This window comes from Dietzia sp. NCCP-2495 (assembly GCF_026011735.1).
In the GTDB taxonomy this organism is placed as follows: domain Bacteria; phylum Actinomycetota; class Actinomycetes; order Mycobacteriales; family Mycobacteriaceae; genus Dietzia.
This window is the reverse complement of record NZ_BRVN01000003.1, coordinates 214516-237486: the sequence shown is the minus strand read 5'-3', so window position 1 is coordinate 237486 and position 22971 is coordinate 214516. Positions and strand designations below refer to the sequence as shown.

19 protein-coding genes are annotated in these 22971 nt (G+C 70.9%); 12 read left to right on the top strand and 7 right to left on the bottom strand.

Annotation, left to right across the window (positions count from 1 at the left end; translation table 11 throughout):
• Window positions 1-50: 50 nt before the first annotated feature.
• The 4 genes from OPF83_RS05440 to OPF83_RS05425 all read left to right on the top strand — a co-directional run bounded on the left by OPF83_RS05440 (window position 51) and on the right by OPF83_RS05425 (window position 5151).
• On the top strand, window positions 51-1400 hold the full coding sequence (locus tag OPF83_RS05440; protein WP_375546209.1) for a 3-oxoacyl-ACP reductase: 1350 nt from the start codon (window positions 51-53) through the stop codon (window positions 1398-1400).
• A gap of 7 nt (window positions 1401-1407) precedes the next feature.
• On the top strand, window positions 1408-2313 hold the full coding sequence (locus OPF83_RS05435) for a MaoC/PaaZ C-terminal domain-containing protein (RefSeq protein WP_264886200.1): 906 nt from the start codon (window positions 1408-1410) through the stop codon (window positions 2311-2313).
• Window positions 2314-2610: 297 nt separating this feature from the next.
• Window positions 2611-3765 (top strand): PQQ-dependent sugar dehydrogenase, encoded by a 1155-nt coding sequence (locus tag OPF83_RS05430; RefSeq protein ID WP_375546215.1) that lies wholly within the window; start codon window positions 2611-2613, stop codon window positions 3763-3765.
• Between the two features lie 123 nt (window positions 3766-3888).
• On the top strand, window positions 3889-5151 hold the full coding sequence (locus OPF83_RS05425) for a sorbosone dehydrogenase family protein (protein WP_309297741.1): 1263 nt from the start codon (window positions 3889-3891) through the stop codon (window positions 5149-5151).
• A gap of 5 nt (window positions 5152-5156) precedes the next feature.
• On the opposite strand, the gene OPF83_RS05420 is transcribed toward OPF83_RS05425, so the two are convergent.
• Both OPF83_RS05420 and OPF83_RS05415 read right to left on the bottom strand, forming a co-directional pair.
• On the bottom strand, window positions 5157-5963 hold the full coding sequence (locus OPF83_RS05420; protein ID WP_264886197.1) for a fructosamine kinase family protein: 807 nt from the start codon (window positions 5961-5963) through the stop codon (window positions 5157-5159).
• A complete protein-coding gene (locus OPF83_RS05415; protein ID WP_264886196.1) occupies window positions 5956-7275 on the bottom strand; it encodes an MFS transporter in 1320 nt (439 codons plus the stop codon). Before OPF83_RS05415 ends, OPF83_RS05420 begins: the two co-directional genes overlap by 8 nt.
• Window positions 7276-7353: 78 nt before the next feature.
• Here OPF83_RS05415 and OPF83_RS05410 point away from each other — a divergent pair, with 78 nt between their 5' ends.
• The 4 genes from OPF83_RS05410 (at window position 7354) to OPF83_RS05395 (ending at window position 11928) form a co-directional block, all read left to right on the top strand.
• The gene (locus OPF83_RS05410) at window positions 7354-8295 is read left to right on the top strand and encodes an SRPBCC domain-containing protein (protein ID WP_264886195.1); all 942 of its coding nucleotides are present in this window, start codon (window positions 7354-7356) and stop codon (window positions 8293-8295) included.
• Between the two features lie 160 nt (window positions 8296-8455).
• Window positions 8456-9508, top strand: coding sequence for a beta-ketoacyl-ACP synthase III (locus tag OPF83_RS05405; protein WP_264886194.1), 1053 nt, complete (start codon window positions 8456-8458; stop codon window positions 9506-9508).
• A gap of 69 nt (window positions 9509-9577) precedes the next feature.
• On the top strand, window positions 9578-10666 hold the full coding sequence (locus tag OPF83_RS05400) for an SGNH/GDSL hydrolase family protein (RefSeq protein WP_264886193.1): 1089 nt from the start codon (window positions 9578-9580) through the stop codon (window positions 10664-10666).
• Between the two features lie 323 nt (window positions 10667-10989).
• Complete coding sequence (locus OPF83_RS05395; protein ID WP_264886192.1) at window positions 10990-11928, top strand: SGNH/GDSL hydrolase family protein; 939 nt, start codon at window positions 10990-10992, stop codon at window positions 11926-11928.
• A gap of 6 nt (window positions 11929-11934) precedes the next feature.
• On the opposite strand, the gene OPF83_RS05390 is transcribed toward OPF83_RS05395, so the two are convergent.
• The 5 genes from OPF83_RS05390 to OPF83_RS05370 form a co-directional block, all read right to left on the bottom strand.
• Window positions 11935-13206: a Dyp-type peroxidase gene (locus OPF83_RS05390; protein WP_264886191.1), complete on the bottom strand. Its 1272-nt coding sequence runs from the start codon at window positions 13204-13206 to the stop codon at window positions 11935-11937.
• Window positions 13199-13822 carry a copper chaperone PCu(A)C gene (locus OPF83_RS05385; RefSeq protein WP_264886190.1) on the bottom strand — a complete coding sequence of 208 codons (624 nt, stop codon included), beginning with the start codon at window positions 13820-13822 and terminating at the stop codon, window positions 13199-13201. The genes OPF83_RS05390 and OPF83_RS05385 overlap by 8 nt, the downstream gene beginning before the upstream one ends.
• Window positions 13823-13885: 63 nt before the next feature.
• Entirely contained in the window at window positions 13886-14554 is a 669-nt protein-coding gene (locus OPF83_RS05380; RefSeq protein WP_264886189.1) for a hypothetical protein, read from the bottom strand.
• A gap of 25 nt (window positions 14555-14579) precedes the next feature.
• Complete coding sequence (locus OPF83_RS05375; RefSeq protein ID WP_264886188.1) at window positions 14580-15068, bottom strand: NUDIX domain-containing protein; 489 nt, start codon at window positions 15066-15068, stop codon at window positions 14580-14582.
• Window positions 15069-15186: 118 nt separating this feature from the next.
• Entirely contained in the window at window positions 15187-16356 is a 1170-nt protein-coding gene (locus OPF83_RS05370; RefSeq protein ID WP_264886187.1) for a hypothetical protein, read from the bottom strand.
• A 421-nt stretch (window positions 16357-16777) separates the two neighbouring features.
• On the opposite strand from OPF83_RS05370, the gene OPF83_RS05365 reads away from it, so the two are divergent.
• The 4 genes from OPF83_RS05365 to OPF83_RS05350 all read left to right on the top strand — a co-directional run bounded on the left by OPF83_RS05365 (window position 16778) and on the right by OPF83_RS05350 (window position 22971).
• On the top strand, window positions 16778-18229 hold the full coding sequence (locus OPF83_RS05365; protein ID WP_264886186.1) for a hypothetical protein: 1452 nt from the start codon (window positions 16778-16780) through the stop codon (window positions 18227-18229).
• Between the two features lie 49 nt (window positions 18230-18278).
• Window positions 18279-19235: a PspA/IM30 family protein gene (locus tag OPF83_RS05360; protein WP_264886185.1), complete on the top strand. Its 957-nt coding sequence runs from the start codon at window positions 18279-18281 to the stop codon at window positions 19233-19235.
• A gap of 222 nt (window positions 19236-19457) precedes the next feature.
• A complete protein-coding gene (locus OPF83_RS05355; RefSeq protein ID WP_264886183.1) occupies window positions 19458-20702 on the top strand; it encodes an alpha/beta hydrolase family protein in 1245 nt (414 codons plus the stop codon).
• A 637-nt stretch (window positions 20703-21339) separates the two neighbouring features.
• A complete protein-coding gene (locus OPF83_RS05350) occupies window positions 21340-22971 on the top strand; it encodes an HNH endonuclease signature motif containing protein (protein ID WP_264886182.1) in 1632 nt (543 codons plus the stop codon).

Below are 22971 nucleotides of genomic sequence, written 5' to 3'. Positions count from 1 at the left end.
AAGTTACTTGTCGACCCCGAACTACCGCACCTCTCCAGGAGATGATCGCCATGGCACAGGGCAACCTCGACCTCTACTCCCAGTTCGTGACCTCGGTCCCCGGCTCCTTCATCGCCGGCAAGATCGGCCTCCCGCAGCCGGAGGTGCTCCGCCGCCACGAGGCCGGCGAGCCCGCACTCCACGGCCCCGTACTGGTCGGCGGCGAGGGTCGCCTCGTCGAGCCGGTCCGCGAGATGCTCCAGGGCGACTACGAGCTCGTCGGCGCGGACGCCGAGGGCAAGTTCGCCGGCCTCGTCTTCGACGCCACCGGCATCCGCTCCCCGGAGGACCTCGACGGGCTGTTCGAGTTCTTCAACCCGGTCATCCGCCGCGTCGCCGCGAGCGGCCGCGTGGTCGTGCTGGGCACCAACCCTGACGAGACCGGTTCGGTGGACGAGCGCATCGCCCAGCGCGCGCTCGAGGGCTTCACCCGCTCGCTCGGCAAGGAGATGAAGCGCGGCGCGACCGTGCAGCTGGTGTACGTCTCCGCCGACGCCGACACCGGCGCGTCGGGACTCGAGTCCACGCTGCGCTTCCTCCTCTCGGCCAAGTCGGCCTACGTCGACGCGCAGGTCTTCCGTGTCGGAGCCGGTGCGGCCACCGCCCCGGCGTCGTGGGACCGCCCGCTCGAGGGCAAGGTCGCCGTGGTGACCGGTGCCGCCCGTGGCATCGGCGCGGAGATCGCCGCCGTGCTCTCCCGCGACGGTGCGCACGTGATCTGCTGCGACATCCCGGCCGCCGGCGAGTCGCTCGCCGCCACCGCCAACAAGGTCGGCGGCACGTCGCTGCCGCTGGACGTCACGGCCGCCGACGCCGCCGAGGTGCTGGCCAAGCACGCCACCGACCGCCACGAGGGCACGATCGACATCCTCGTCCACAACGCCGGCATCACCCGCGACAAGACGCTCGCCGGTATGGACGCGGCCCGGTGGGACGCCGTTATGGCCGTCAACCTCATCGCGCCGGAGCGCATCACCGCCGAGCTGGTCGACAAGGGCATCCTCGGCGAGGGCTCGCGCGTCATCGGCATCTCCTCGATCGCTGGGATCGCGGGCAACCGCGGCCAGACCAACTACGGCACCTCGAAGGCCGGCGTCATCGGGTTCGTGGACGGCGCCTCCGCCGAGCTGGCCTCCAAGAAGATCACGGTCAACGCCGTGGCCCCGGGCTTCATCGAGACCCAGATGACCGCCGCGATCCCCTTCGCCACCCGCGAGGCCGGTCGCCGCATGAACTCGATGCAGCAGGGCGGCCTGCCGGTCGACGTGGCCGAGACCATTGCGTACTTCGCCAGCCCGGCGTCGTCGGCGGTCACGGGCAACGTGGTCCGCGTGTGCGGCCAGTCGCTGCTGGGCGCGTGATCTGACGATGGAATACACGAAGCTTCCTGCGATCCCCAACCTGCTCGGCCAGTACGGCAAGGCCGCGGTCGGCGCCCTCCCTGTCGTCGGCGGCTCCCGTGACGGCAAGTCGATGCCGTCGAAGGGCGTCGAGGTCACCGGCGTGCGCGTGGACGTGGCGAACCTCGCCGCCTACGCGCGCGTGTGCGGCCTCCGCCTGACCGACGAGCTGCCGCTGACGTACCCGTTCACGCTGGCGTTCCCCTTGAGCATGCAGCTCATGCTGGACCCGGACTACCCGGTGCCGGCCATGGGTTCGGTGCACCTGACCAACGAGATCGAATCGCGCCGCGCGCTGCGGGTCGGAGACGAGCTGAACATCCGCGCCCACGCGGAGAACCTGCGGGAGCATCCGGCCGGGTTGCTGTTGGACGTGGTCACCGAGATCAGGACCGACGGCGACGACGAGCCCGCCTGGGTGCAACGGTCGGGCCTGCTCTCGAAGCGGCGGACCTCGCTGGGCCCCGCCAAGGACGCCCCGCGCCCGCCGAAGCCCGCACCGCCGACCGCCGCAGAGATCGGCGATCCTACCGTCGTGAAGTCGGTGTCCGAGGCGCAGATCGCCGAGTACGCGGCCGTGTCCGGTGACCGCAACCCCATCCACGTGTCCAAGGTGGGAGCAAAGGCGTTCGGGTTCCCCAATGTCATCGCGCACGGCATGTGGACCGCCGCCACCCTGCTCGGCACGGTCGAGGGCGGCATCCCGGAGCGGGTCCGCTACTCGGTGGAGTTCGGCAAGCCCGTGATCCTGCCGGCCAAGCTGGGCATCTACGCGCGCCGCGGCGGGGCCGGCGACCCGGCCTGGTCGCTGACCGTGCGCAACCCCAAGAAGCTGGGAACCGTGCACGCGACAGCGAGCATCGAGGAGCTCTAGCCCCACCCGGCACGCGGCCCGACCGGGCTCCGTCGTCGAGAAGAGCGTCCCGCACACGTCGCCCGAGAGGGAGGTGTGCGGGACGCTCTTCTCGACGACGGGCCGGACCCGCCAGGCCGGGTCCGGCGGGTCGGACCCGCCAGGCCGAGATCCGGTGTTGCGCGGGCCGCGCGTCGAATAGGTTCGACCGCAAGGGGGAGCCCTACCGGATCCCCTCACCCCGGCCGAGGAGTAGCTGTGCACCGCACCGAATCCCCTCGCACACTCGCCCGGCTGGCCGCCCTCGTGGCAGCGACGATGGTCGTCTCGCTCACCGCCTGCTCGACGACCGGCGACGGGGACGGCGTGGACGCCGGCGACGCGGCGAGCAGCAGCCCGGCCGGACCGCAGGCCTCCGGACGCCCGCCCGCGCCCGGCCCCGCCGTCGAGGTGGAGACGGTCGCAGACGGGCTGACGATCCCGTGGGACGTGGTCCGCGACCCGGACGGCGTCATCGTCACCGGCGAGCGGGGTTCGGGCACCCTGTACGCGATCCGTGAGGGCGGCGAACGGTCCACGGTCGAAGCGGACTTCGGCGAGGTGTACGACCGGGGCGAGAGCGGCCTGATGGGGATGGCGCTGGCTGAGGACTTCGTCACCAGCCGCGAGGTCTACACCTGCCATTCCTCTGCCGAGGAGAGGGACAACCGCGTCACCGCCTGGACCGCCACCGAGGACTGGTCCGCCCTCGAGTCGCCACGGGTTCTCGTGGACGGCATCCTGCTGTCCGACCGAGGCCTGCACTCGGGCTGCCGCATCCTCGTCCACCCGGACGGCACCCTCTATGTCGGAACGGGGGATGCGTTCACGGGCCCGGCGCCCCAGGACCTCGGCGTCCTCTCGGGCAAGATCCTGCACATCACCCGCGACGGCGAGCCGGCCGACGACACCATCGGCGACTCCCCCGTCCTGACGTACGGCCACCGCAACGTGCAGGGGCTGGCCCTGCGCCCGGACTCGGACCAGATCGTCGCCGCCGAGCACGGGCCGGATGTCGACGACGAGGTGAACCTCGTGCTCGCCGGGTCCAACTACGGATGGGACCCGAACGCCGGCGGCCGATACGACCAGGACGTTCCGATGACCGACACCCGCGACTTCCCCGATGCGGTGGAGGCAGCGTGGCGATCCGGGGACCCGACACTCGCCCCGGGCGGGATCGCGTTCCTCGACGACCCCGCGTGGGGCGAGTGGGACGGCGCCCTGGCGGTGGCCATGCTCAAGACCAGCCAGATCGTCCTCATGGCGCTGTCCGAGGACGGCACCTCGGTCACCGCGACCGCGACGATCCTGCGCGACGAGTACGGACGCCTGCGATCGATCACGCCCGAGCCCGGCGGAACCCTGCTCGTCACCACCTCCAACGGTGGTGGCGAGGACATGGTCCTGCGCGTCCGGCCCGCAGCAGGCTGACACCCCGGCCCCGGACCCGGATCGGTGCCGGTCCGGTCCGGTCCGGTCCGGTACCACCGGTGCCACATCTCCCCTAGGTTGTGTGCCGCACCACATTTGACGCCACACTCCAGGGGGACCTCCGTGCCGTACAGCTCCACTCCTCGCGCGCCCCGCGCAGCCGCCCGTTCCCGCGCCCGAACCGCTGTCGGTCTCGCCGCCGCGGCCACCGCCGTGACTCTCGCGCTGCCTGCCGTGGCATCCGCCCAGCTCGGCTCCCTCGGGGCCGGTTCGGTGGACACGGGTTCCATCCCGCCTGGCCTGCTGTTCCCGCCGACCCCCGGCATCGGTGCCGGACCGGACGTCGAGATCGTCGAGGGCCCGGCCGTCGAGACCGCTGTCGTCATGGACGGGCTCAACATCCCCTGGGACGTGGTCCGCGCCCCGGACGGCACCCTCCTCACCGGCGAGCGCGGTGGCCGGATGCTCGTGCAGCGCCCAGGCGAAGAGCAGCGCACCGTGTCGATCGACCTGCCGGGCCTGTTCCGCCAGTCCGAGAGCGGACTGATGGGTATGGCCGTCGACGAGGGCTTTGAGCAGAACCGCGAGATCCACGTGTGCTGGTCGCGATCGGCCGGCGGCGAGCGCGACAACCGGATCACCACGTTCACGGTCGACGAGAACTGGACCACCATGACCAAGGCCCGGGACACCCTCACCGGGATGCCTCTGGGAGCCGAGGGCATCCACAGCGGCTGCCGTCTACTCGCCGCCCCCGACGGGTCGATCTACGTGGGCACCGGAGACACCTACGGCCCGACCGGCCCACAGTCCCTCGACTCGCTGGCCGGCAAGACCCTGCACATCGACCCCGACGGCACCCCGGCCGGGGACTCCGACTCGGTGATCCACACGATCGGACACCGCAACGTCCAGGGGCTGGCGATCGAACCCAGTTCCGGCCGCGTCTACTCCGCCGAGCACGGCCCGGACGTCGACGATGAGGTCAACCTCCTCCAGTCCGGCGGGAACTACGGCTGGAACCCGAACATCGAGGGGCAGTACAACCAGAATGTGCCGATGACCGACACCGAGGAGTTCCCGGACGCGATCGAGGCGGTCTGGTCCTCCGGGGCCCCGACCCTCGCGCCCGCCGACATCGAGTTCCTCGGACCCGAGTGGGGCGAATGGGAGGGTGCGCTGGCGATGGCCAACCTCAAGACACAGAAGTTGGTCCTGCTCCGGCTCGGCGAGGACGGTCGCTCGGTCGTCGATGGGTCGGTGCTGCTCGAGGGCGAGTTCGGTCGCCTGCGGTCCCTGGCGCCCGAGCCCGACGGTTCGCTGCTGGTGACGACCTCCGACGCCGACAACCGGGACCAGGTCTTCCGGGTCAGCCCGGCGGGCTGACCGGCCTAGCGCCGCAGCACCTGCCGGGCGGCGTCGGCCAGCGCGATCGCGTAGCCGGCGCCGTGCCCGGCAGCGTGGGTGGCCAGCGGGTGCAGCTGATGGAGCGGGACACTGTCGCGCCAGCCCTCTCGAAGCGGGTGCGCCTCGTCGTACCCGCGCAGGATCTCGTCCAGGTGCGGGGCGCCGAACAGCGCGAGCATCGCGAGGTCGGTCTCGCGGTGGCCACCGTGTGCGGCGGGGTCGATGAGCACCGCCTCGGTGTTCCCCTCCGGGCCGCCCTCCCCGCCGGCCCGCGCCGGGGTCCACAGGACGTTGCCGGTCCACAGGTCGCCGTGGATGCGGGCGGGGACGTCGTCGGGATCGTCGAGCTCGCCGGACGCGACGCGGTCGCAGGCCCGCTCGACCACGGCGAGGTCGGCGCCGCCGAGGACGCCGAGGTCCACCGCGATCCGGACGAACGGCCGGACCCGCTGCTCGGTGTAGAACTCGCCCCACGACCCGGTGGGCGCACACTCCTGGGGCCGGTTGCCGATGAAGCACCGGCCCGCCCAGCCGTCCGCGGGTGCGCCCCAGGCGGCAGCGCCCGCATCGTGCATCGTCGCCAGCGACCGACCGAACCGCAGAGCCGCCCGCGTCGTCGCGCGACCCGCGGGAACCCTCTCGAGGGTGATCTCGTCGTCGTCGACCCCCATCACCTCGACCACCCGCGGCCCGCCGGGGGCCGCGGCGAGCCAGGCCAGACCCGCGGCCTCGTGGCGGAAGAAGTCGGGGCCGTGGCGGGAGCCCCTTTTGACGAACACCCGGTCATCCACGTCGATCTCCCCTCGTGTGGCGGCCGAGCAGCGGCCCGGCGAGCGCGGCGATGAGCACTCCGCCCAACAGCATCGGCACGACCGTCCAGCGCATCCCGACATGCTCCGCGATGAGACCGACGAGCGGCGGGGAGGCCAGGAAGCCCAGTCGCAGGACCCAGTTGAGCACCGCCAGGCCCGCGCCGGGAGCCAGGCCGGGCACCGAGTCGGCGGCGACCATCGCACCCGGGATCACTGTGGCGATGCCCCACCCGGCCTGCGCGAATCCCGCGAGCAGGACCATCAGCAGGGCGGGGCCGTCGAGCAGCGACGACGCGACCAGCGCAGCACCCGAGCCCAGCACCACGCACGCCCCGCCCATCCGGCCGACGTGCGCCGCGCCGAACCCCTCGACCAGGCGGTCACCGGTGACGCGTCCGACGAGCTGGGTGCCCTGCACCGCGACGAACCCGAGACCCGCCAGGCCGGCGCCCGCTGCCGCGACCTCGCGCAGGTAGAGCGCGGACCAGGTCTGGGCGAAGTCCTCGACGAGGGTGGCGCATCCGGCGAGCACCCCCAAGGCGAGAAGGAGCAGCAGCGCGCGCCCGACCGGGACGCGGCGGGCGACGCCCTGGTCGGCGGGAGACGGCGCCGCAGACGGGAGTTTGGTGTCGAGGTCGCGGCCGGAGTCGTCCTCGGCGACCGGCGGCCCCAGCCGGAGGGGAAGCGCGACCAGCGCGGCGAGCGCACAGACGACTCCCGCCACGATCATCTGCCCCACCACCGGCGTGCCGACGCCCGCGGCCACCGATCCCCCGACCGCGCCGAGCGCCGCACCGAGCGACCACACCGCGTGGAACCGGTTGATCAGCGACCTGCCGTGACGCGACTGCACGCGGATCCCGTGGGCGTTCATCGCCACGTCGGTGATCGCGTCGGTCAGCCCGAACAGCAGAAGCAATCCCGCGAACACGGCCACGACGGGCGAGAAGCCGACGAGCGCCGCGACGACCGACGCCACGACCATCGCCGCGACCGCGACCGCCCCGTCTGAACGCCGCCGCATCGCCGCGGGGGTGAGCAGGCCACCGACGAGCGCGCCGACCGGATAGCAGGCCATGGCCAGGCCGAATCCGGCCGGCCCCAGGTGGAGCGCGTTCTTCAGGTCGGGCAGCCGGGGCACGATGGCGCCGAAGATCGCACCGTTGGCGGCGAAGAGCAGGGCGGTCGCGGTGATCGGTCCGCGGGCGGAACCGGGCCCGGCTGCGGCGAACCCGGTGGTTCCGGGCCGGGCACTGTCGCCACCGTCTCCGGTCCGGGTCGTCGCACTCACGACCGCCACCCTACGTCCGACCGGCGCGCCGGTAGCGTTACGCGGCAAGAGCAGCGGACCGGTGAGGGGAGTACGCCCGTGTACGACGTGACGGCGGGGATCGAGACCGAGTACGGCGGTCGGCGCGTGGCGTGCCGGGTGCCGCTGCCCGTGGCGCCCGCGGTGGTGTGGGACGCGGTCGCCACCGGCGAGGGCATCTCCTCCTGGTTCGTGCCGTGCGCGCTCGAACCGCAGGTCGGGGGCCGGATCGTGCAGTTCGCCGACCCCGGCGCCCCCGATCCCACGACCGGCCCGGAGGCCGCGGCCGAGGCGATGCTCACCGCGACGGTCGGCGAGATCACCGTCTACACGCCGCCCGCAGGGAGCGTCCCCGGACTGTTCTCCTACGCCGAGCGGGACTGGATGGGCGAGGGCGTCCCGGTGCCGCCGTGGGAGACGTCGTGTGAGGTGGTCGACGACGGCGAGGGCGGCAGCGTGCTCACCCTGCGGTCGGGGTTCGGCTCCGGCGGGCAACTGGCGGAGGAGTCGGTGGACGGCAGTGTCGACGGGTGGGTGCAGGCGCTGACGGTGCTGGCCCACCGGCTGACCCATCGCCCGGCCGACGGGGTGGTGACCGTGGACGCGGCCACCGATCCGGTCGAGGCCACGGTGCCGGAGCTGTGGGCCCGGGTGACGGCGGCGCTCATCGCCCCGGCCTCGGGCGTAGGCGGGAACCCGGGTGACGGTGGCGTGGTCGCCAGGTCCGGCGAGGTGGGCGGCATCGTGGCGATCGGGTCCGAGGCCTCGCGGACGCTCATCCTCTCGGCGCCGGCCGACGGCATGCTCGAGCTGTTCGCCTTCCCCGCCGGCGAGTCGCACGAGGACGCGGTCGGCCGGGCCGCGCTGGCGGTGCGGGTGTTCGAGTACGTCGACGCCCCCGGTGGCGACGGCCGCCCGCTCGGGGCCGCCGCGGTGGACGTCACGCCCACCTGGGACGCGCCACGCTGGCGGGAGTGGCTCGAGGGGCTCGCCCGCGGCTGAGCGGGGCGCCCACGGGGGTGGCCGGTGTCGGGGGCGAAACGTCGCGGTCGTATGCGCCGATGTTCTCACCGACCGCAGTACTGTTGCGAGGAAGTATCGTGACGGGCCGCGCCAGCGTGACCCGATCCCGAACCGCACACCAACGAGGAGCTACATCCGTATGGCGGATTCCAACGAGACCGTGACCATCGCGACCGGCAAGGGCGCGCCCGGCTCCACCCTGCTGGGTATCGGCGCGTACCGCCCTGAGCGCGTCGTCAGCAACGAGGAGATCTGCGAGACGATCGACTCGACCAGCGAGTGGATCTACGAGCGGTCCGGGATCCTCAACCGTCGTTTCGCGAGCGGCGACGAGTCGATCGTCATGATGTCGACCGAGGCGGCCAGGAAAGCCGTGGCCTCGGCGGGGATCGACCCCGAGCTCGTCGACGCGGTCATCCTGTGCACGTCGACCAACTGGACGCAGGTGCCCCACGCCGCGCCCCAGGTGGCCACGAACCTCGGACGCAACGGCATCGCCGCGTTCGACCTCACCGCTGGCTGCGCCGGGTTCGGGTACGGCCTTGCGGTCGCGACGAACATGATCCGCGGCGGCGCCTCCCGGTACGTCGTGGTGATCGGCGTGGAGAAGATGAGCGACGGCATCGACTTCACCGACCGCAACACCTCGTTCATCTTCGGCGACGGCGCCGGCGCGGTCGTGGTGGGCCCGGCCGAGACCAACGACGTCAGCCCGGTGGTGTGGGGTTCGGACGGCGAGCAGGGCAGCGCCATCAGCCAGACCAAGGACTTCAAGGCCTACGTCGACGAGGTCGACTCCGGCGCCGAGGACGTCCGTCAGCCCTTCCTCACCATGAACGGGTCCAAGGTGTTCCGCTGGGCCGCCGTGCAGGTGTCGAAGGTGTGCGCCGAGACGCTGGAGACGGCCGGGGTGACCGCGGAAGAGATCCAGGCCTTCGTCCCGCACCAGGCCAACGGCCGCATCAACTCGGCCATGGCCAAGCACCTGGGCCTACCGGACACGGTCGCGATCGCCAACGACATCGAGCAGACCGGCAACACCTCCGCCGCATCGATCCCGCTGGCCATGGAGACCATGCTGCGTGAAGGCCAGGCCCAGCCCGGCGACATCGCGTTGTGCATCGGCTTCGGTGCGGGCCTGTCCTACGCCGGCCAGGTCGTGCGGCTGCCGTCGAAGCCGCCGGTCGACTGACCCGGGCCTCGCGCGGCCCGCACGACGTACCCCACCCCGTGGGCGGGGTGTCCGTGCGAGAGTGTGCACATGTTCACATCGCGTTCCTCTCGTCCGGCGGGCCGCATGACCCCGGTCGTAGTCCTCGCGGCCGCCGCCACCCTCGTCGCCACGCTTCCGCTCGCACCCTCCTCCGCCGCCGCTCCCCCGATCCCGCCGGCCCCTCCAATGGCCGGGTCGATGGCCGAGCAGGTCGGCGGATCAGCGCAGGCGGTGGGCCAGAACGTGGTGGGTCAGGTGAGCGGCGAAGGGATGGGCCCGGGCGTCACCGAGGGCGAGGGGACGGGTCCGTCCCGCTACGTGGCGTTGGGCGATTCCTACGCGGCGGTGGGCCGCATCTCACCGGGCGCGTGGAGTGCCGGGCCGGTGTCATGCGTACGGACCGACGACGCGTACCCGGCGGTCGTCGCGCGTGAACTCGGCGTGGGGACGTTCGTCAACGCCTCCTGTGGCGGGGCGGTCACCGATGACTTCTGGGCGCCCGACAAGGGCGTGCCCGCCCAGTTCGACGCCCTGACCGAGGACACGGACCTGGTCTCTGTGTCGATCGGCGGCAACGACGTGGGCTTCGGCGCCGTGATCGTGGCGTGCGCGGTCCGCACCAACACGCCGGATCCGCTGGTGCCCGTCGTCGACGTGGCCACGCAGGGCCTCGCCGAGGAATTCGACACCACCACCGGCTGCTCCGACGTGATCGACCGCCAGGCCTCCGCCGCTCTCGCCGAACTGGACTCCCACATGGACGAGGTCTACGCGGAGATCGCCCGCCGCTCGCCCGAGGCCCGCGTGATCACCACCGGCTACCTGGCGGCCGTGCCGGAGAGCGACGAGGAGATCGTGTCCTCCCCCGCCTGCTCGCCGTTCCTGGCAGCGACCCGCGAGGAGCGCGACAAGATGCGCGGATTCCAGCACGACCTCAACGACGTGGTCCGGGCGGCAGCCGAACGCAACGGAGTCACCGTGGTGATCCCCGACGAGCCCGGCCACTCGATGTGCTCCCCTGCCACCACCCGGTACGTGGACCTGCTCGGCGTGGAGACCGGCGCCGCACCCGTCCACCCCACGTCGCTGGGCCACGCGCACGTCGCCGACCGGGTGCTGGCAGCGCTGGAGGGATAGCCTGCCGCGTTGGAGGGATAGCCTGATCGTCGGTGGGTCCGGACCGCCGCGCCGACGACCATCGCGCCGACGACCGCCGCGCCGACTACCCCGATCAGGACGACGAGAACTACGACGACGACCACCCCGTCGACCGGCCGGGTAGCGCGACCGTTGAGTTCGACCCGACCCCAGCAGCCCCACCCGGCCCATCCGGCACCAGTCCCCGCCAATCGCCGGAAACGCGACCCCTGAGGGAGCACACTGTGAGGGTGCTCACATCTCGTCGTCGTCGTTCACATCCCACCTCCACCACCTCCCCGACCCGACACCATTCGCCCCGCGTGCCCGCGGTTGTCGCGATGGGTGCCGCGATCGCGCTGGCCGTCACGCCGCTGGCCTCGGCCGCATCGACAGAGGAGACCGACGGCACGATCACCGCGGGGTCACTCGGCTCCAGCGGTATCGCCACGGGCAGCACCTCCGACTCGCTGGGCCCGTTCGGCTCGCTCGCCGCACCCGCCTACGGCGAGTACGTGGCCCTCGGCGACTCGTACGCGGCACTGGGCGACAACACCCGGCCCGCCGGCGGCCCGGCCGGGTGCGCCCGCTCGCTCGCTAACTACCCGCACGTCTTGGCGGCGGGCCCCGGGGTCGGCGAGTTCACCGACTCCACGTGCGGCGGCGCCCAGGTCCCCGACATCCTCACCGTGACCCAGTACGAGGGCGCACCGCCGCAGATCAGCACGCTCACCGAGGACACGGACCTGGTGACCCTGTCGATCGGCGGCAACGATGTGGGCTTCGGCGCGATCGTGCAGTGCATCATGTCCGGAACCGTCGGCACCCCGGTCGACTGTAAGTCCGTGATGGACACCCAGGTCACCGCAGCCATCGACGCGACGTTCGGCGAGAGCGGCGCGGTGGACGACGTCTACGAGGCCATCGCCGACGCCGCCCCGGACGCGACGGTCGTCACCACCCAGTACATGCCCCTCGTGCCAGCCAGCGACGAGGACGGCTGCGCCATCACCGACGGGATCGGCCAGGACAACGTTGAGTGGGCGCGCGCGGTCACCGGCCAGATCAACGACGCCGTGGCCGCGGCCGCCGAGCGCAACGGCCACGTCGCCGTGATGCCGACCGACGATGTGGACCGCAGCGCCTGCGCCCCCGCCGACCAGCGGTGGACCTCCTTCCTCGGCGACCCGAACACCGCGCAGATGCATCCCACCGCGCTCGGGCAGGAGGCGATGGCCGCGGCGATCGCGGACGCGATCTGACGCCGGCTATCCCTCGAAGAGCCCCTGCCCCACGTAGCCGCCCTCGGGCGCGCCGGGCGGGAGCGCGAACACCGCAGACCCGATCGGCACCGTCCACGTGTTGAGGGCGTCTTTTTCGGCGAGCCGCCGCTGCACCGGGATGAAGGTGCGCACCGGGTCCGCCATGTAGGCGGCGAACAGCAACCCGGAGTTGCTGATCTCGCCGGGCGCGGGCGGGTCGTCGTAGTTGTACGGCCGCCGCAGCATGGCCTCGCCCCGGTTTCGTTGCCGTGCCCGTGCCATGTGAGACTCCGGGGGGATGACGGGCAGGCCCACGTCGTCGACGGCCTCGAAGTCGGCCGGGTCATGCTCGGCGACACCGCCCAGCGGCGCCCCGGTGTCGAGGGTGCGGCCGACGGACAGTTCACGGGAGGTGCGGTCGATCTCCTCCCAGGTGTCCATCGTCATGCGGATGCGCCGCAGCACGAGCGCCGACCCGCCCCGCATCCAGGGCTGCACCTGCCCGTCCGACGAGCGGCCGTCGGAGTAGAGGATCTGATCGAAGTCCATGTCCCCCTCCGGCGTCGGGTTGACGGTGCCGTCGATCTGCCCGAACAAGTTGCGCTGCGTCCGCCCGGCGGGGTCGGTGCCCACTGCCTTGCGGAACCCGCGCTGCACCCACCGCTGCCGCGCCACCCCCCGCACCCCGGAGGCCAGGATGCGGGCGGCGTGCGAGGCCACCACGGGATCGTCGGCGCAGATCTGCAGCAGCAGGTCGCCCTCCGACCACCTGTCGTCCAGCTGGTCGATCTCCGGGAACGCCGGCAACTGCTCGAGCCAGGTGGGCTTGCGCTCCGGCATCCGGGTCGCGTCGAAGAAGCCGGGCCCGAGCCCGACCGTTACGGTGAGCCGCGCCGGGTCCGCCGCCAGCTCGGGCTCGAGGTCGGCGAGTCCGCCGCGCCCCTGCGTGAGCCGGGACGCGTCCTGGGACCAGGCACGCAGCACGCCCTGGACCTCGGTGCGGGTCGCGCCTGGCACGATGTCGAACGCCACGAAGGCCGCGTGCGATTGCGGGGCCGTGGTGACGCCGGCCTGGTGGAGTCCGTGGAACGGTTCCGAGCTCGTCCCGACCACCCGGGAGTCGGCGACGGTTCTCCAGTCGACGGTCTCGTCGTCGTCGACGATCCCCCGCCCCGCGTAGCCGGCGAGCGCGCCCGCGGCGCCGCCACCCACCACGGCGGCGACACCGCCGGTGAGCACCGACCGCCGGGACAGCCCGCGGGAGGCCTGGTCAGCCATCGTGGCTCATGCCCTCCCCGTGGCCGCCGGAGTGACCGCCGTGGTCGCCGGCATCACTACCGCCGTGACCGCCGCCGACGTACTCCTCCTCGCCGCCCTTGAAGTCGCGGGCGGTGACGCTGATCTCCAGCTCGTCGCCGCCGTCGAGGGTCAGTTCGAGCGGCACGACCTGGCCGGTGGTGACGGGGTCGGTGAGGTCCATGAACATGATGTGGTCGCCGCCGGGTTCGAGCACCAGGTCGCCGCCGGCGGGGACGACGAAGCCGCCCGCCTTCTCCCGCATCATCATGCCGCTGCCGCCGGGCACGGTCTCGTGCATCTCGACGCGCGTCGACACGGGTGAGGTGATGCCGGTGATGTGCACGTCCTCCGCGCCGGTGTTGCGGAGGGTGCCGAACGCACCGGTCATGCCCTCGGCGGAGGATTTGACCCAGCCGTCGTCGAGCACGAGGGCGCTCGTGTTGCTTGCGGAGTCGGTGCCCGAGACGTCGGTGCCAGCGGCGTCGGTGTCGCTGCTGCAGGCGGCGGTGCCCAGTGCCAGCGCGAGTGCGGCGGCTGTGGCGAGCCCGGCGCGCGCGGTGCGGGAGCTACGGAAGGTACGGGTGGTGGTACGCATGTGTGTCCTTAGTGGCAGGAGTGTTTGCCCGGCCGCGAGGCGGACGGGCGGTGAGGGTTCGGATCACACGAGTGCGGGCGGCGCCCGCGTTCCCCCGCCGGTCAGGAAGTACCGCGCGCGCGGTGGGTGCGCGTCGTAGGTGGCGAGCAGTGGTGCGACGACGACGAGGTGCACAGCCGCCAGCAGCGGCGCCACCCGGGCCGCGACCCAGGCCAGTGTCCGGGACAGGACCGCCACCAGGGCCAGCGTTACGAGCACCGCGGCGACGTGGGCGCCCAGCATCGCCGGCGTGAGCAGTGACGCGAGGTGTCCTGCGGTCGCCGCGGCACCGAGGTCCATCGCCGCACGGACGGCATTCGGGTCCGCGGCGTGGTGCGTCAGAGGACTCTGGCCGACGTGTCCCGCCCCGCCGTACCTGGCCCCGCCATGGTTGTGACCGGCGGACAGGATGAGGTGGACGAGCCCCTGCCCGGAGAGCAGGCCGACGCCCGCGGTGACCAACGGCGGCCGGTGCCGGGCCAGCGCAGCGGTGACGGCGCCGATTCCGACGCTGGCCCCGCCGACCAGGAGCAGGTCTCCCGAACCGGGAGCGACGGCCGAGGAGCCTGCCGCGAGGCCAGCCGCGAGTCCGTGGGCGCTGATGCCGAAAATTCCGCTGACCAGCGCCACGACTATGCCCACGGCTGCGGTCACCACGGGTGGGACCTCGGCTCGCAGGCGGTCGGCGGACATGACCTGATTCTAGAGCGACACGATTCTAGAGCGACTCGGTGGTGGTCACGATGCGCGCCCGTTCCTCGCGGGCGAGGCCGGCCTCGACACGGTCGAGCATGTGCGGCCGCATCTCGGGGAGCGCGTCGACCGGGAACCAGCGGACGTCCGTGTTCTCACCGTCGGCGGGGCGTGGGTCGCCACCGAGATAGGTGCAGGCGAAGGTGTGGTCGATGTACTGCGCCTGGTCGCCGTTGCCGTAGGTGACCATCCGGGAGACGCCGATCGAGGCGACGCGGTCGACCCGGATCTCCACGTCCGCTTCCTCTTTCGACTCCCGGACGGCGGTGCCCGCGGGGTGTTCTCCGGGGTCGACTATCCCGGTGACGGGGGTCCACCAGCCGTTGTCGCTGCGGCGTACGAGCAGAATCCGGGTGCGCTCCGCGTCGCTGATCACGGCGGTGGCGCCGGCGAGCCAGAGCGGCGCGGAGCCGACGTGCTTGCGGAGCTCGAGGACGAAGTCAGGGGTGGCCATGGCGTCGAGGGTATCGGGCGGACGAAATGGCGAATCCCCCGCCGACCGTGTGGTCGTCGGGGGATCGCTGTGCGACTACCGCGTTGCTGACTCAGTCAGCAACTGAGCGGTCAGTAGCTCAGTTCTGCTCCTCGGGGGGCAGGCACTCGTGACGCTCCATGGAGCCGTTGTCCTTCAGGAAGTCGATGGCCTCCTGCGGCAGGTTGCAGACCGCGGCAACGTTGATCGCCGGGAGGCCCGGGAGGTTGATGCCACCGCTGAGCGCCAGACCCAGGCCGATGCTGCCTGCGGCGAGCGCGCCGACCACGAGCAGCTCTTCGCTGGAGCCACCCTCGCCGGAGCCGCTCTCAGAACCCTCGAAGACGGAACCCAGGTTAATGTCGCCGGAGCCGAGGTTCTCGGAGCCGCCGCTGAGCGAGTCGGTCGGCAGCTCGGAGGAGCCACCGTCGAGCGAACCGGTCAGCTGATCGAGGATGCCCTCGAGCGAGCCGGTGGGCAGCGAGTCGGAGCCACCCTCGAGCGAATCGGTGGGCAGCGAATCGGAGCCACCGTCAAGCGAACCGGTGATGTCGTCGAGCGAGCCGGTGGGCAGCGAGTCGGAGCCACCCTCGAGCGAATCGGTGGGCAGCGAGTCGGAGCCACCGTCAAGCGAACCGGTGATGTCGTCGAGCGAGCCGGTGGGCAGCGAGTCGGAGCCACCGTCAAGCGAACCGGTGATGTCGTCAAGCGAACCGGTCAACTCGGTCGAGCCACCCTCGAGCGAATCGGTGGGCAGCGAGTCGGAGCCACCGTCAAGCGAACCGGTCAGCTGATCGAGGATGCCCTCGAGCGAGCCGCCGTCGAGCGAATCGGTGGGCAGCGAGTCGGAGCCACCCTCGAGCGAATCGGTGGGCAGCGAGTCGGAGCCGCCCTCGAGCGAATCGGTGGGCAGCGAGTCGGAGCCACCCTCGAGCGAATCGGTGGGCAGCGAGTCGGAGCCACCCTCGAGCGAATCGGTGGGCAGCGAGTCGGAGCCACCGTCAAGCGAACCGGTGATGTCGTCAAGCGAACCGGTCAACTCGGTCGAGCCACCCTCGAGCGAATCGGTCGGCAGTCCATCGGAACCGGCGGGAAGATCGTTGGCGGACCCGGCCTCGAGGCCGAGACCGAGACCCAGTGCGACGGAGCCAGCGGCTAGGCCGAGGCCCAGGCCCGCCTCGACGCTCTGAGCATTGGCGACACCCGGCAGGGTGCCGAGGGCGAGGCCGGAGGCCGCGATAACGGCAACCATCCGCTTCATGTTCTTCATAGGAAATGCCTTCCTTGTCTGTTCGCTGACGACCCGGCGACCGGAGTCCCCCCCGCCGTCCGGGCCAGCCGGTGAGTTGCTCACTGGCCGTCGGATCGTGTCGTTACGCTATCGGCACTTCCTGTGACGTTGTTACATCTCTTGGCCCAATGCACAGCGAACCCCAGCAGATTTCGGCGCGCTGAAGGCTCATTTCACAGCGCATCTCCGCATGCGAGCCCCTACAAATAGCCGCCTACCTCGACTTATGTATTTCCTGAGAAGTGAGCGAAACTTAATGGAATAATTGTGTCGGCCGGGCCTGTGAGGTTAATCACAGCCAGAACTTTTTCACCCGAACCCCCCGCGATTGCGGCGCAAACCCGGCGCCACATGGGCAAACTTGAGGAAGACCTCGTATTGACGCGACGACAGGAGCCACATGTCCACGCTCACGACCGGTGTCCGGTTTCCCACCGATCCCTCCGGCTCGCGCTCAACGGGCACCCTGGCCAAGCAGGTGGTGGCCGACGCGCTCGCCAGCGTGGACCCGTCGGCCGCCGCACGGATCCACCGCATCAAGGACTGGCGCAAGGGCTACATCGAGCCGTTCACCGAGCTCGTCGCGGCGGGCGTCCACGACGCGGTAGCCTGGGACGGCGTGGCCCGAGCCGGCCTCGACTCGCTCCAGTCCCGCATGGTCGGCGCCCATGACGTCGACGGGGAGACCGTCGAGACCCCGATGAAGGACTACCTCGACGTCGTCGTCGCCCCCTCCACCCCGGGCACCGAGACGATCACCGGCACCGCCGAGCCCGTACAGACCCTCTCGATCCCCTACCGCGGCGAGCACCTGAGCGGCGCCGCACTGCGCGACCACCTCGACCGGTGGGTCGAACGCGGCGTGATCGAACCCAGCTGCGCCGCCGCCCTGCGCCTCGTCCAGGACTACCCCGACTGGCTCTCCCTGCCCGGCCGCGCCATGCTCGTCCTGGGCCTGGGCTCCGAGATGGGCCCGGCCCACCAACTGCTGCGCTGGGGCGCCGACGTAATGGGCGTCGACCTGCCCACCAGCCCTGTCTGGGACCGCCTCCGCACCGAGACAGACCAGTTCGCCGGGCGCCTGCACGTGCCGACCGACGCCAGCGGCGCCCCTGGGATCAACCTTCTGACCCAGCTGCCCGAACTCGCCGCCTGGGCCCGAGCCGCCGCACCCGCCCCGCTGACCATCGGCAGCTACTTCTACGCGGACGGCGGACTGCACGTGCAACTGTCCTCCGCGGCGGACGCCCTGGTCGTCGACCTCCTGTCCGACTCCACCGCCACCGCGCTCGCCTACCTGGCCACCCCGATGGACACCTTCGTCGTCCCCGCCGACGTGCGGGAGGCCTCCGACGCCGCACTGTCCGCACGCAAGGCCACCGACATCAAGAAGATCGTCGGCACCCTCACCGGCGGCAAGGTCTTCCACCGCAACTACGAACCCGGCAACGGCCCCGCCGTCCACGACGCACTCGTCCCCCAGCAGGGCCCCAACTACACGCTCGCCAAGCGGATCCAACGCTGGCGCGCCACCACCGCGTTCGCCGACGGCCACACCGTCTCCGTCAACATCGCCCCCGCCACCGACACCTACTCGGTCACCAAGAACAAGATCCTCGCCAACACCTACAAGGGCGCGGGCGCGTTCGGCATCGAGATCTTCCAGCCCGAGACCTCCTCGGCGATGCTCGCCGCACTGCTCGTCCACGACCTCAACGTGGGCCGACCCGAGGTCGACGTGCAGTGGCAGCACGAGTCGTCGGGCGCCGCGTCGGGCGGCCTGTGGCGGCAGCCGTACCTGCCGCGAACCGCGCTCCCCGTCGCCGCGCTGCTCGGTACCGTGAAGAGGTAGCGCTCGCCGGCCGCCGGCGGTGCCCCACGCCGACAGTTAGGACGTCGCCATGCCGAACCCCTTCGCCAAGGGCTGGAACTACCTCAAGGCCTCGCTGGACAAGACGGTCGACGACAACGCCGACCCCAAGGTCCTCGTCCACCAGGCCATGCAGGGCGCCCGGGACCAGCACAAGGCCGTCGCCGACCAGGCCGCCGCGGTGATCGGCAACGCAAAGCAGCTCGAGATCGCGATGGGCACCAAGGCCCGGCAGCTCGAGGAGACGCAGGGCCAGATCCGGCAGACCCTGCAGCTCGCCGACAACTCCCGGAGCGCCGGCGACGAGGCCAAGGCCGCGCAGCTCGAGTCGCAGGCCGAGCAGCTGGCGGGGCGGCTCGTGGCCCTCGAGTCCGACCTGGAGCACACGCGGCAGCTCCACGGCCAGGCGCAGCAGGCGGCGGAGCAGGCCAAGCAGGCGGTCGGCGAGTCGGAGCGGCGACTCAAGGAGACGCTCGCGCAGGAGGACCAGCTGTTGCTGCAGGCCACGCAGGCCGAGATGCAGCACCGGACTACCGAGTCGCTGACCTCGATGGAGGGGGTCGGCGGAGGCGGCAACTCCCCGACGTTCGACGAGATCCGCAACAAGATCGAGAACCGCTACACCACCGCACTCGGCAAGCAGGAGCTCGCGGAGGCCACGGGTGCCACGTCGTCCGCGCAGCTCGACGCCGCGGCCCTGACCCGCGAGTCGGAGGGTCGCTCCAAGTTGGAGCAGATCCGCGCCTCGATGGGCCTCGCCGCGGGCGGCGCGGCGGGCGCCGGGCGTCAGTTGACCGAGGGGAACGACGACGACAACGCCGGCACCGACCCCGCCGGCGAGGCGCGGCCCGCTGGCACCGGCGGCGCTGGCGGCACTGCCGGGACTGACAGCGCTGGCGGCGCTGCCGGGACTGACAGCGCTTCCGGAACAGACGGGACCGGCAGTGGACAGGCGGGACCGACACTGCCTCGCGACACCCGGCAGTAGTCGCCCGGGCGGGTCCGCTGGGCACGCGCACGGTCTCGGCTGAGCGCTCGCGCGGGTCCGCTGGGCGCTCGCGCAAGTTCGAGCTGAGCGCCATGCCCGGGGGTTTCAAGGCATCCACTGGGAATACTCAGTGGCTTATCATCAACCGGTGGTCTCAGCGCGGTGACGCCCGAGCGTTGATCGGTGGGGCCGCTTCCCTTCCCGAGCAACCAAGGTGCCCCTGTGAAATTGAGATCCCTCCCTGCCTCCGCGGCACGCCGCGCACTCGTCCCCGTGGTGGCGGTGACCCTGGCCTGCGGCGCCGCCGCGCCCGCGGTGGCCCAGTCGGGCTCCGGCGGTCCCGCATCGCTCGACCCGGGCTCGATCGGCAACATCGGATCGGTCAACAACATGGGTGGCAGTGTCGACCCGTCGAGCGCCGCTGCCGGTGCCGCGACCGTCGGCTCCACCGGCTCGACCGGTACCGACTCGCTCGTCGGCCTCGGCACCCTGCCCGCATTGGGCACCGGCTCACAGAACACCGCGGCCACCCCGCCGATAGGCATGGAGGCCGAGCCCGTCGAGGTCACCGAGGTGCGTCGCATCGAAATCGGCGACCCGGCGGTCGCCGGCGGCGATCCGCGCTTCGAGCGCTGGTGGATCGCCTCCAAGTCCATGAACCGCGTCCTGCCGGTCGAGATCTGGCGCTCCGCCTCGAACGCTCCGGCGCCGATGCTCTACCTGCTCGACGGCGTGGACTCTCCCTCGCCGAGCGGTTGGCTCCTTCCCGGACAGATCCAGGAGGTGTTCGCGGGAGAACACGTCACCCTGGTCATGCCGACCAGAGCCGACGGCTCGCTGCACGCGGACTGGCAGCACGACGACCCGGTGCTGAGCCGTAACAAGTGGCAGACGTTCCTCACCCAGGAGTTGCCGCCGCTGCTGGAGTCCGGAGACAACGCGATCCCGTTCAGCGGCAAGCGCGGCATGGCCGGTCTGTCGATGGGCGCCGCCAGCGCGGTCACCACCGCGGAGCGCAGCCCTGAGCTGTACCAGGCGGTCGGCGCGATCGCCGGGTGCTACACCGCCCGCGACGACCTGGGCTTCCTGCTCGCCAAGATCGTGGCCGAGACGCGCGGCGGCAACATCGCCAACATGTGGGGCCAGCGCACGGATCCCGCCTACCTGGAGAACGACGGCCTGCTCCACGCCGAGAAGCTCCGCGGCAAGACGCTCTACTTCGCGACCGCGACCGGCATGCCCGACGCCACCGAGTGGCAGCGAAACGACCACGACCTGCTGCGCTTCACCCAGGGCGCCGGCTTGGAGATGGCCACGCACGCCTGCACCGTCGACATGGACGAGCGCCTGGACGAGCTGGGGATCGAGGCGCGTGTCGACTACCTTCCGACCGGCATGCACAACTGGGACAACTTCGGCCGGTTCCTGGCTCCGATGCGCGACACGTTGATGCCGTCGCTTCGCTGACGACCGCCCCTACCGTGGCGTCCCGCCGGTGAAGTGCCACGACGCCCACTCCGCCCGTCCCCTCCAGAGACCTCTCTGAAGGGGACGGGCGGTTCTGTTGAGCGGACGACGACCGTCGGGGAAGGTGCCGAGAGGCGAGCTACCGGTGGTCCTCGTCGTCGTCACCGGTCCCGGGTGGGATATCCACTCATGCCGACTGCTCTAGGTGTACTGCCCACGCAGGTTGTGTACGCGGTCTGCGGGTGAGGCGCCTCGTAGTGCGGTGTGGCCGCGGTGGTTCGGGTTGCGTCAGGCCACGCTCCGGACACGCGCCGATTCGACCCCGACCACCACCCGGGTCCGACCTCCCAGCACCTGGAACTGTTCGGCGAAAGCGGTTGAGCAGTACGTGCGTGCGGCCGTGATCCCGACATCGGCGGTGGCGCATGCCGCCGGTCTGGGCAGATCCCCTTGCCCAGATCGTACAAACTTTCCCACTCCTGCCCCATTGAGACTCCCTATGAGGCCACAGGCAGAACTAGCTACTTGCGAAGATAATCGGCGCTCATAGGCATTTATGCAATCATGTCGTACCCCCTTGCTACCGTAAAGGTAATCGAACACACGCACGATTAGGTGGCGGACCAAGGGGGTGGACATGGGTCAGCGAACAGCGTCAGCGGCTTCGAACTCGAGCTCGCGGATTTCCGCGGCGGGCCGAGCGGTCCTCGAATCCCTCCACACGGAGAACCGGGCTTCCGCTGCGCGGTTGCGTGCCTGCCACGAGCTGTATGAGATCTGCGAGGACAAGCATGTCGATCAGCTATTCGCCGCCGGCTACGACCCGGAACACGATGATCGTAAGGACTTCGCGATGGTGGATCCCTACGACGTGGCGTGTGCCGAGATCGTGGCCGCCTACGGTGTCCACGTCCATCGTGCGCGTTCGATCCTCACGCTGGCGCGCACACTCGTGGAGAAGTTTCCCCGCATCCTCGAAGCTATGGAGTGCGGCCAGCTCGACGAGCGCACCGCCGACCTTCTCGCCAAGCAGATGCGCACAGTCGACGCGTGGCACCGGCCGGCGATCCAGAAAGACGTGATGGACTGGCTGATGGAGGCCATCGCGTCAGGCCAGCGCCCCGGACGCTCCGCAATCCTCAACAAGACGGACCGCATCATCGAGAAACACGACCCGGAAGGGGTGCTCCACAGGCGCAACGCTGCGCTACGGAATCGAAACGTTCAGGTTCGCCGCGGTCAAGACGGAATGGCGACCCTCCACGCCCACCTCACCTCAGCCGAGGCGTCGACGATTTACACCGCGCTCCAAGAAGCTGTGCGTCAGCAGATCTCCGAAGAACAGGCCGCCCGGGTCGCAGCCGCGTCGCGGAACGACACTGCCGAGACTGACGATCAGGATCAGCGCTCAGCAGCGCAACGCCGCGCAGACGCCTTGGTCGACGCGCTCATCGGTCCCGGGTCCCTCACTGCACGCCCGGTGGACGATCGCGCGGACAACAGCCACCTCGCAGACCAGACTGATACGGACACTACGGCCGACACGCCCCTGCCCTCCCAGATCCGACCACACATTACGGTTCTCGCACCCCTCGGACCGGACGGGGAGCCGGAGGTCTACCTTCCCCGCGGCGGGCCAGCGACCATTGACGCACTCATCGCGCTCCTGTCGCGCAGCGTCGGCGCCACACTCTCCGTCCCGGACACTGAGCCCGGGGCGGCCGACACCCCACACTCGGCGCGGCGCTACCGGATCAGCACCCAGCTCGCCCGGCGAATCCGTCTACGAGACGGAACCTGCAGGCACCCGGGGTGTTCGGTGCCCGCGGACGACTGCGACATTGATCACGTCAGCCCCTTCAATCACATTGACCCCGACAGTGGCGGCCCCACCATCGAATCCAACCTCGCCTGCCTGTGTCGGCGCCACCACCGTTTCAAGACCTTTCACGACTGGCAGTACCAGCTGCACCGAGACGGGACACTGACCGTCACCACCGACACGGGGCATCGCATCACCACCGCACCTGACGGTCCACTGACGAGATGGAGACATAAATCAGCGGATCATGCCCGCTCTGGCAAGGATCCGGGCGCGGACCCTGGTCCGGCACCCCGGCAGTTCCCGTTTGATCTGCTGAAGCCCGAACGCACCCACTGGTACCGGCGGGCACGGCGCCTGGCGGCGGAACGACTGGCCAACTCTGTCGCCAGGAACGCACCACCGCCGACCGCGGACGGACTCGATCACGATCCGCCACCGTTCTGA

What these genes read in the sequence shown, in the direction of transcription:
- OPF83_RS05365 (WP_264886186.1), top strand. Translation starts at nt 16,778, where the DNA reads ATGTCCACGCTCACGACCGGTGTCCGGTTTCCCACCGATCCCTCCGGC.
- OPF83_RS05375 (WP_264886188.1), bottom strand. Translation starts at nt 15,068, where the DNA reads ATGGCCACCCCTGACTTCGTCCTCGAGCTCCGCAAGCACGTCGGCTCC.
- OPF83_RS05385 (WP_264886190.1), bottom strand. Translation starts at nt 13,822, where the DNA reads ATGCGTACCACCACCCGTACCTTCCGTAGCTCCCGCACCGCGCGCGCC.
- OPF83_RS05370 (WP_264886187.1), bottom strand. Translation starts at nt 16,356, where the DNA reads ATGAAGAACATGAAGCGGATGGTTGCCGTTATCGCGGCCTCCGGCCTC.
- OPF83_RS05390 (WP_264886191.1), bottom strand. Translation starts at nt 13,206, where the DNA reads ATGGCTGACCAGGCCTCCCGCGGGCTGTCCCGGCGGTCGGTGCTCACC.
- OPF83_RS05440 (WP_375546209.1), top strand. Translation starts at nt 51, where the DNA reads ATGGCACAGGGCAACCTCGACCTCTACTCCCAGTTCGTGACCTCGGTC.
- OPF83_RS05360 (WP_264886185.1), top strand. Translation starts at nt 18,279, where the DNA reads ATGCCGAACCCCTTCGCCAAGGGCTGGAACTACCTCAAGGCCTCGCTG.
- OPF83_RS05400 (WP_264886193.1), top strand. Translation starts at nt 9,578, where the DNA reads ATGTTCACATCGCGTTCCTCTCGTCCGGCGGGCCGCATGACCCCGGTC.
- OPF83_RS05405 (WP_264886194.1), top strand. Translation starts at nt 8,456, where the DNA reads ATGGCGGATTCCAACGAGACCGTGACCATCGCGACCGGCAAGGGCGCG.
- OPF83_RS05350 (WP_264886182.1), top strand. Translation starts at nt 21,340, where the DNA reads ATGGGTCAGCGAACAGCGTCAGCGGCTTCGAACTCGAGCTCGCGGATT.
- OPF83_RS05430 (WP_375546215.1), top strand. Translation starts at nt 2,611, where the DNA reads ATGGTCGTCTCGCTCACCGCCTGCTCGACGACCGGCGACGGGGACGGC.
- OPF83_RS05435 (WP_264886200.1), top strand. Translation starts at nt 1,408, where the DNA reads ATGGAATACACGAAGCTTCCTGCGATCCCCAACCTGCTCGGCCAGTAC.
- OPF83_RS05380 (WP_264886189.1), bottom strand. Translation starts at nt 14,554, where the DNA reads ATGTCCGCCGACCGCCTGCGAGCCGAGGTCCCACCCGTGGTGACCGCA.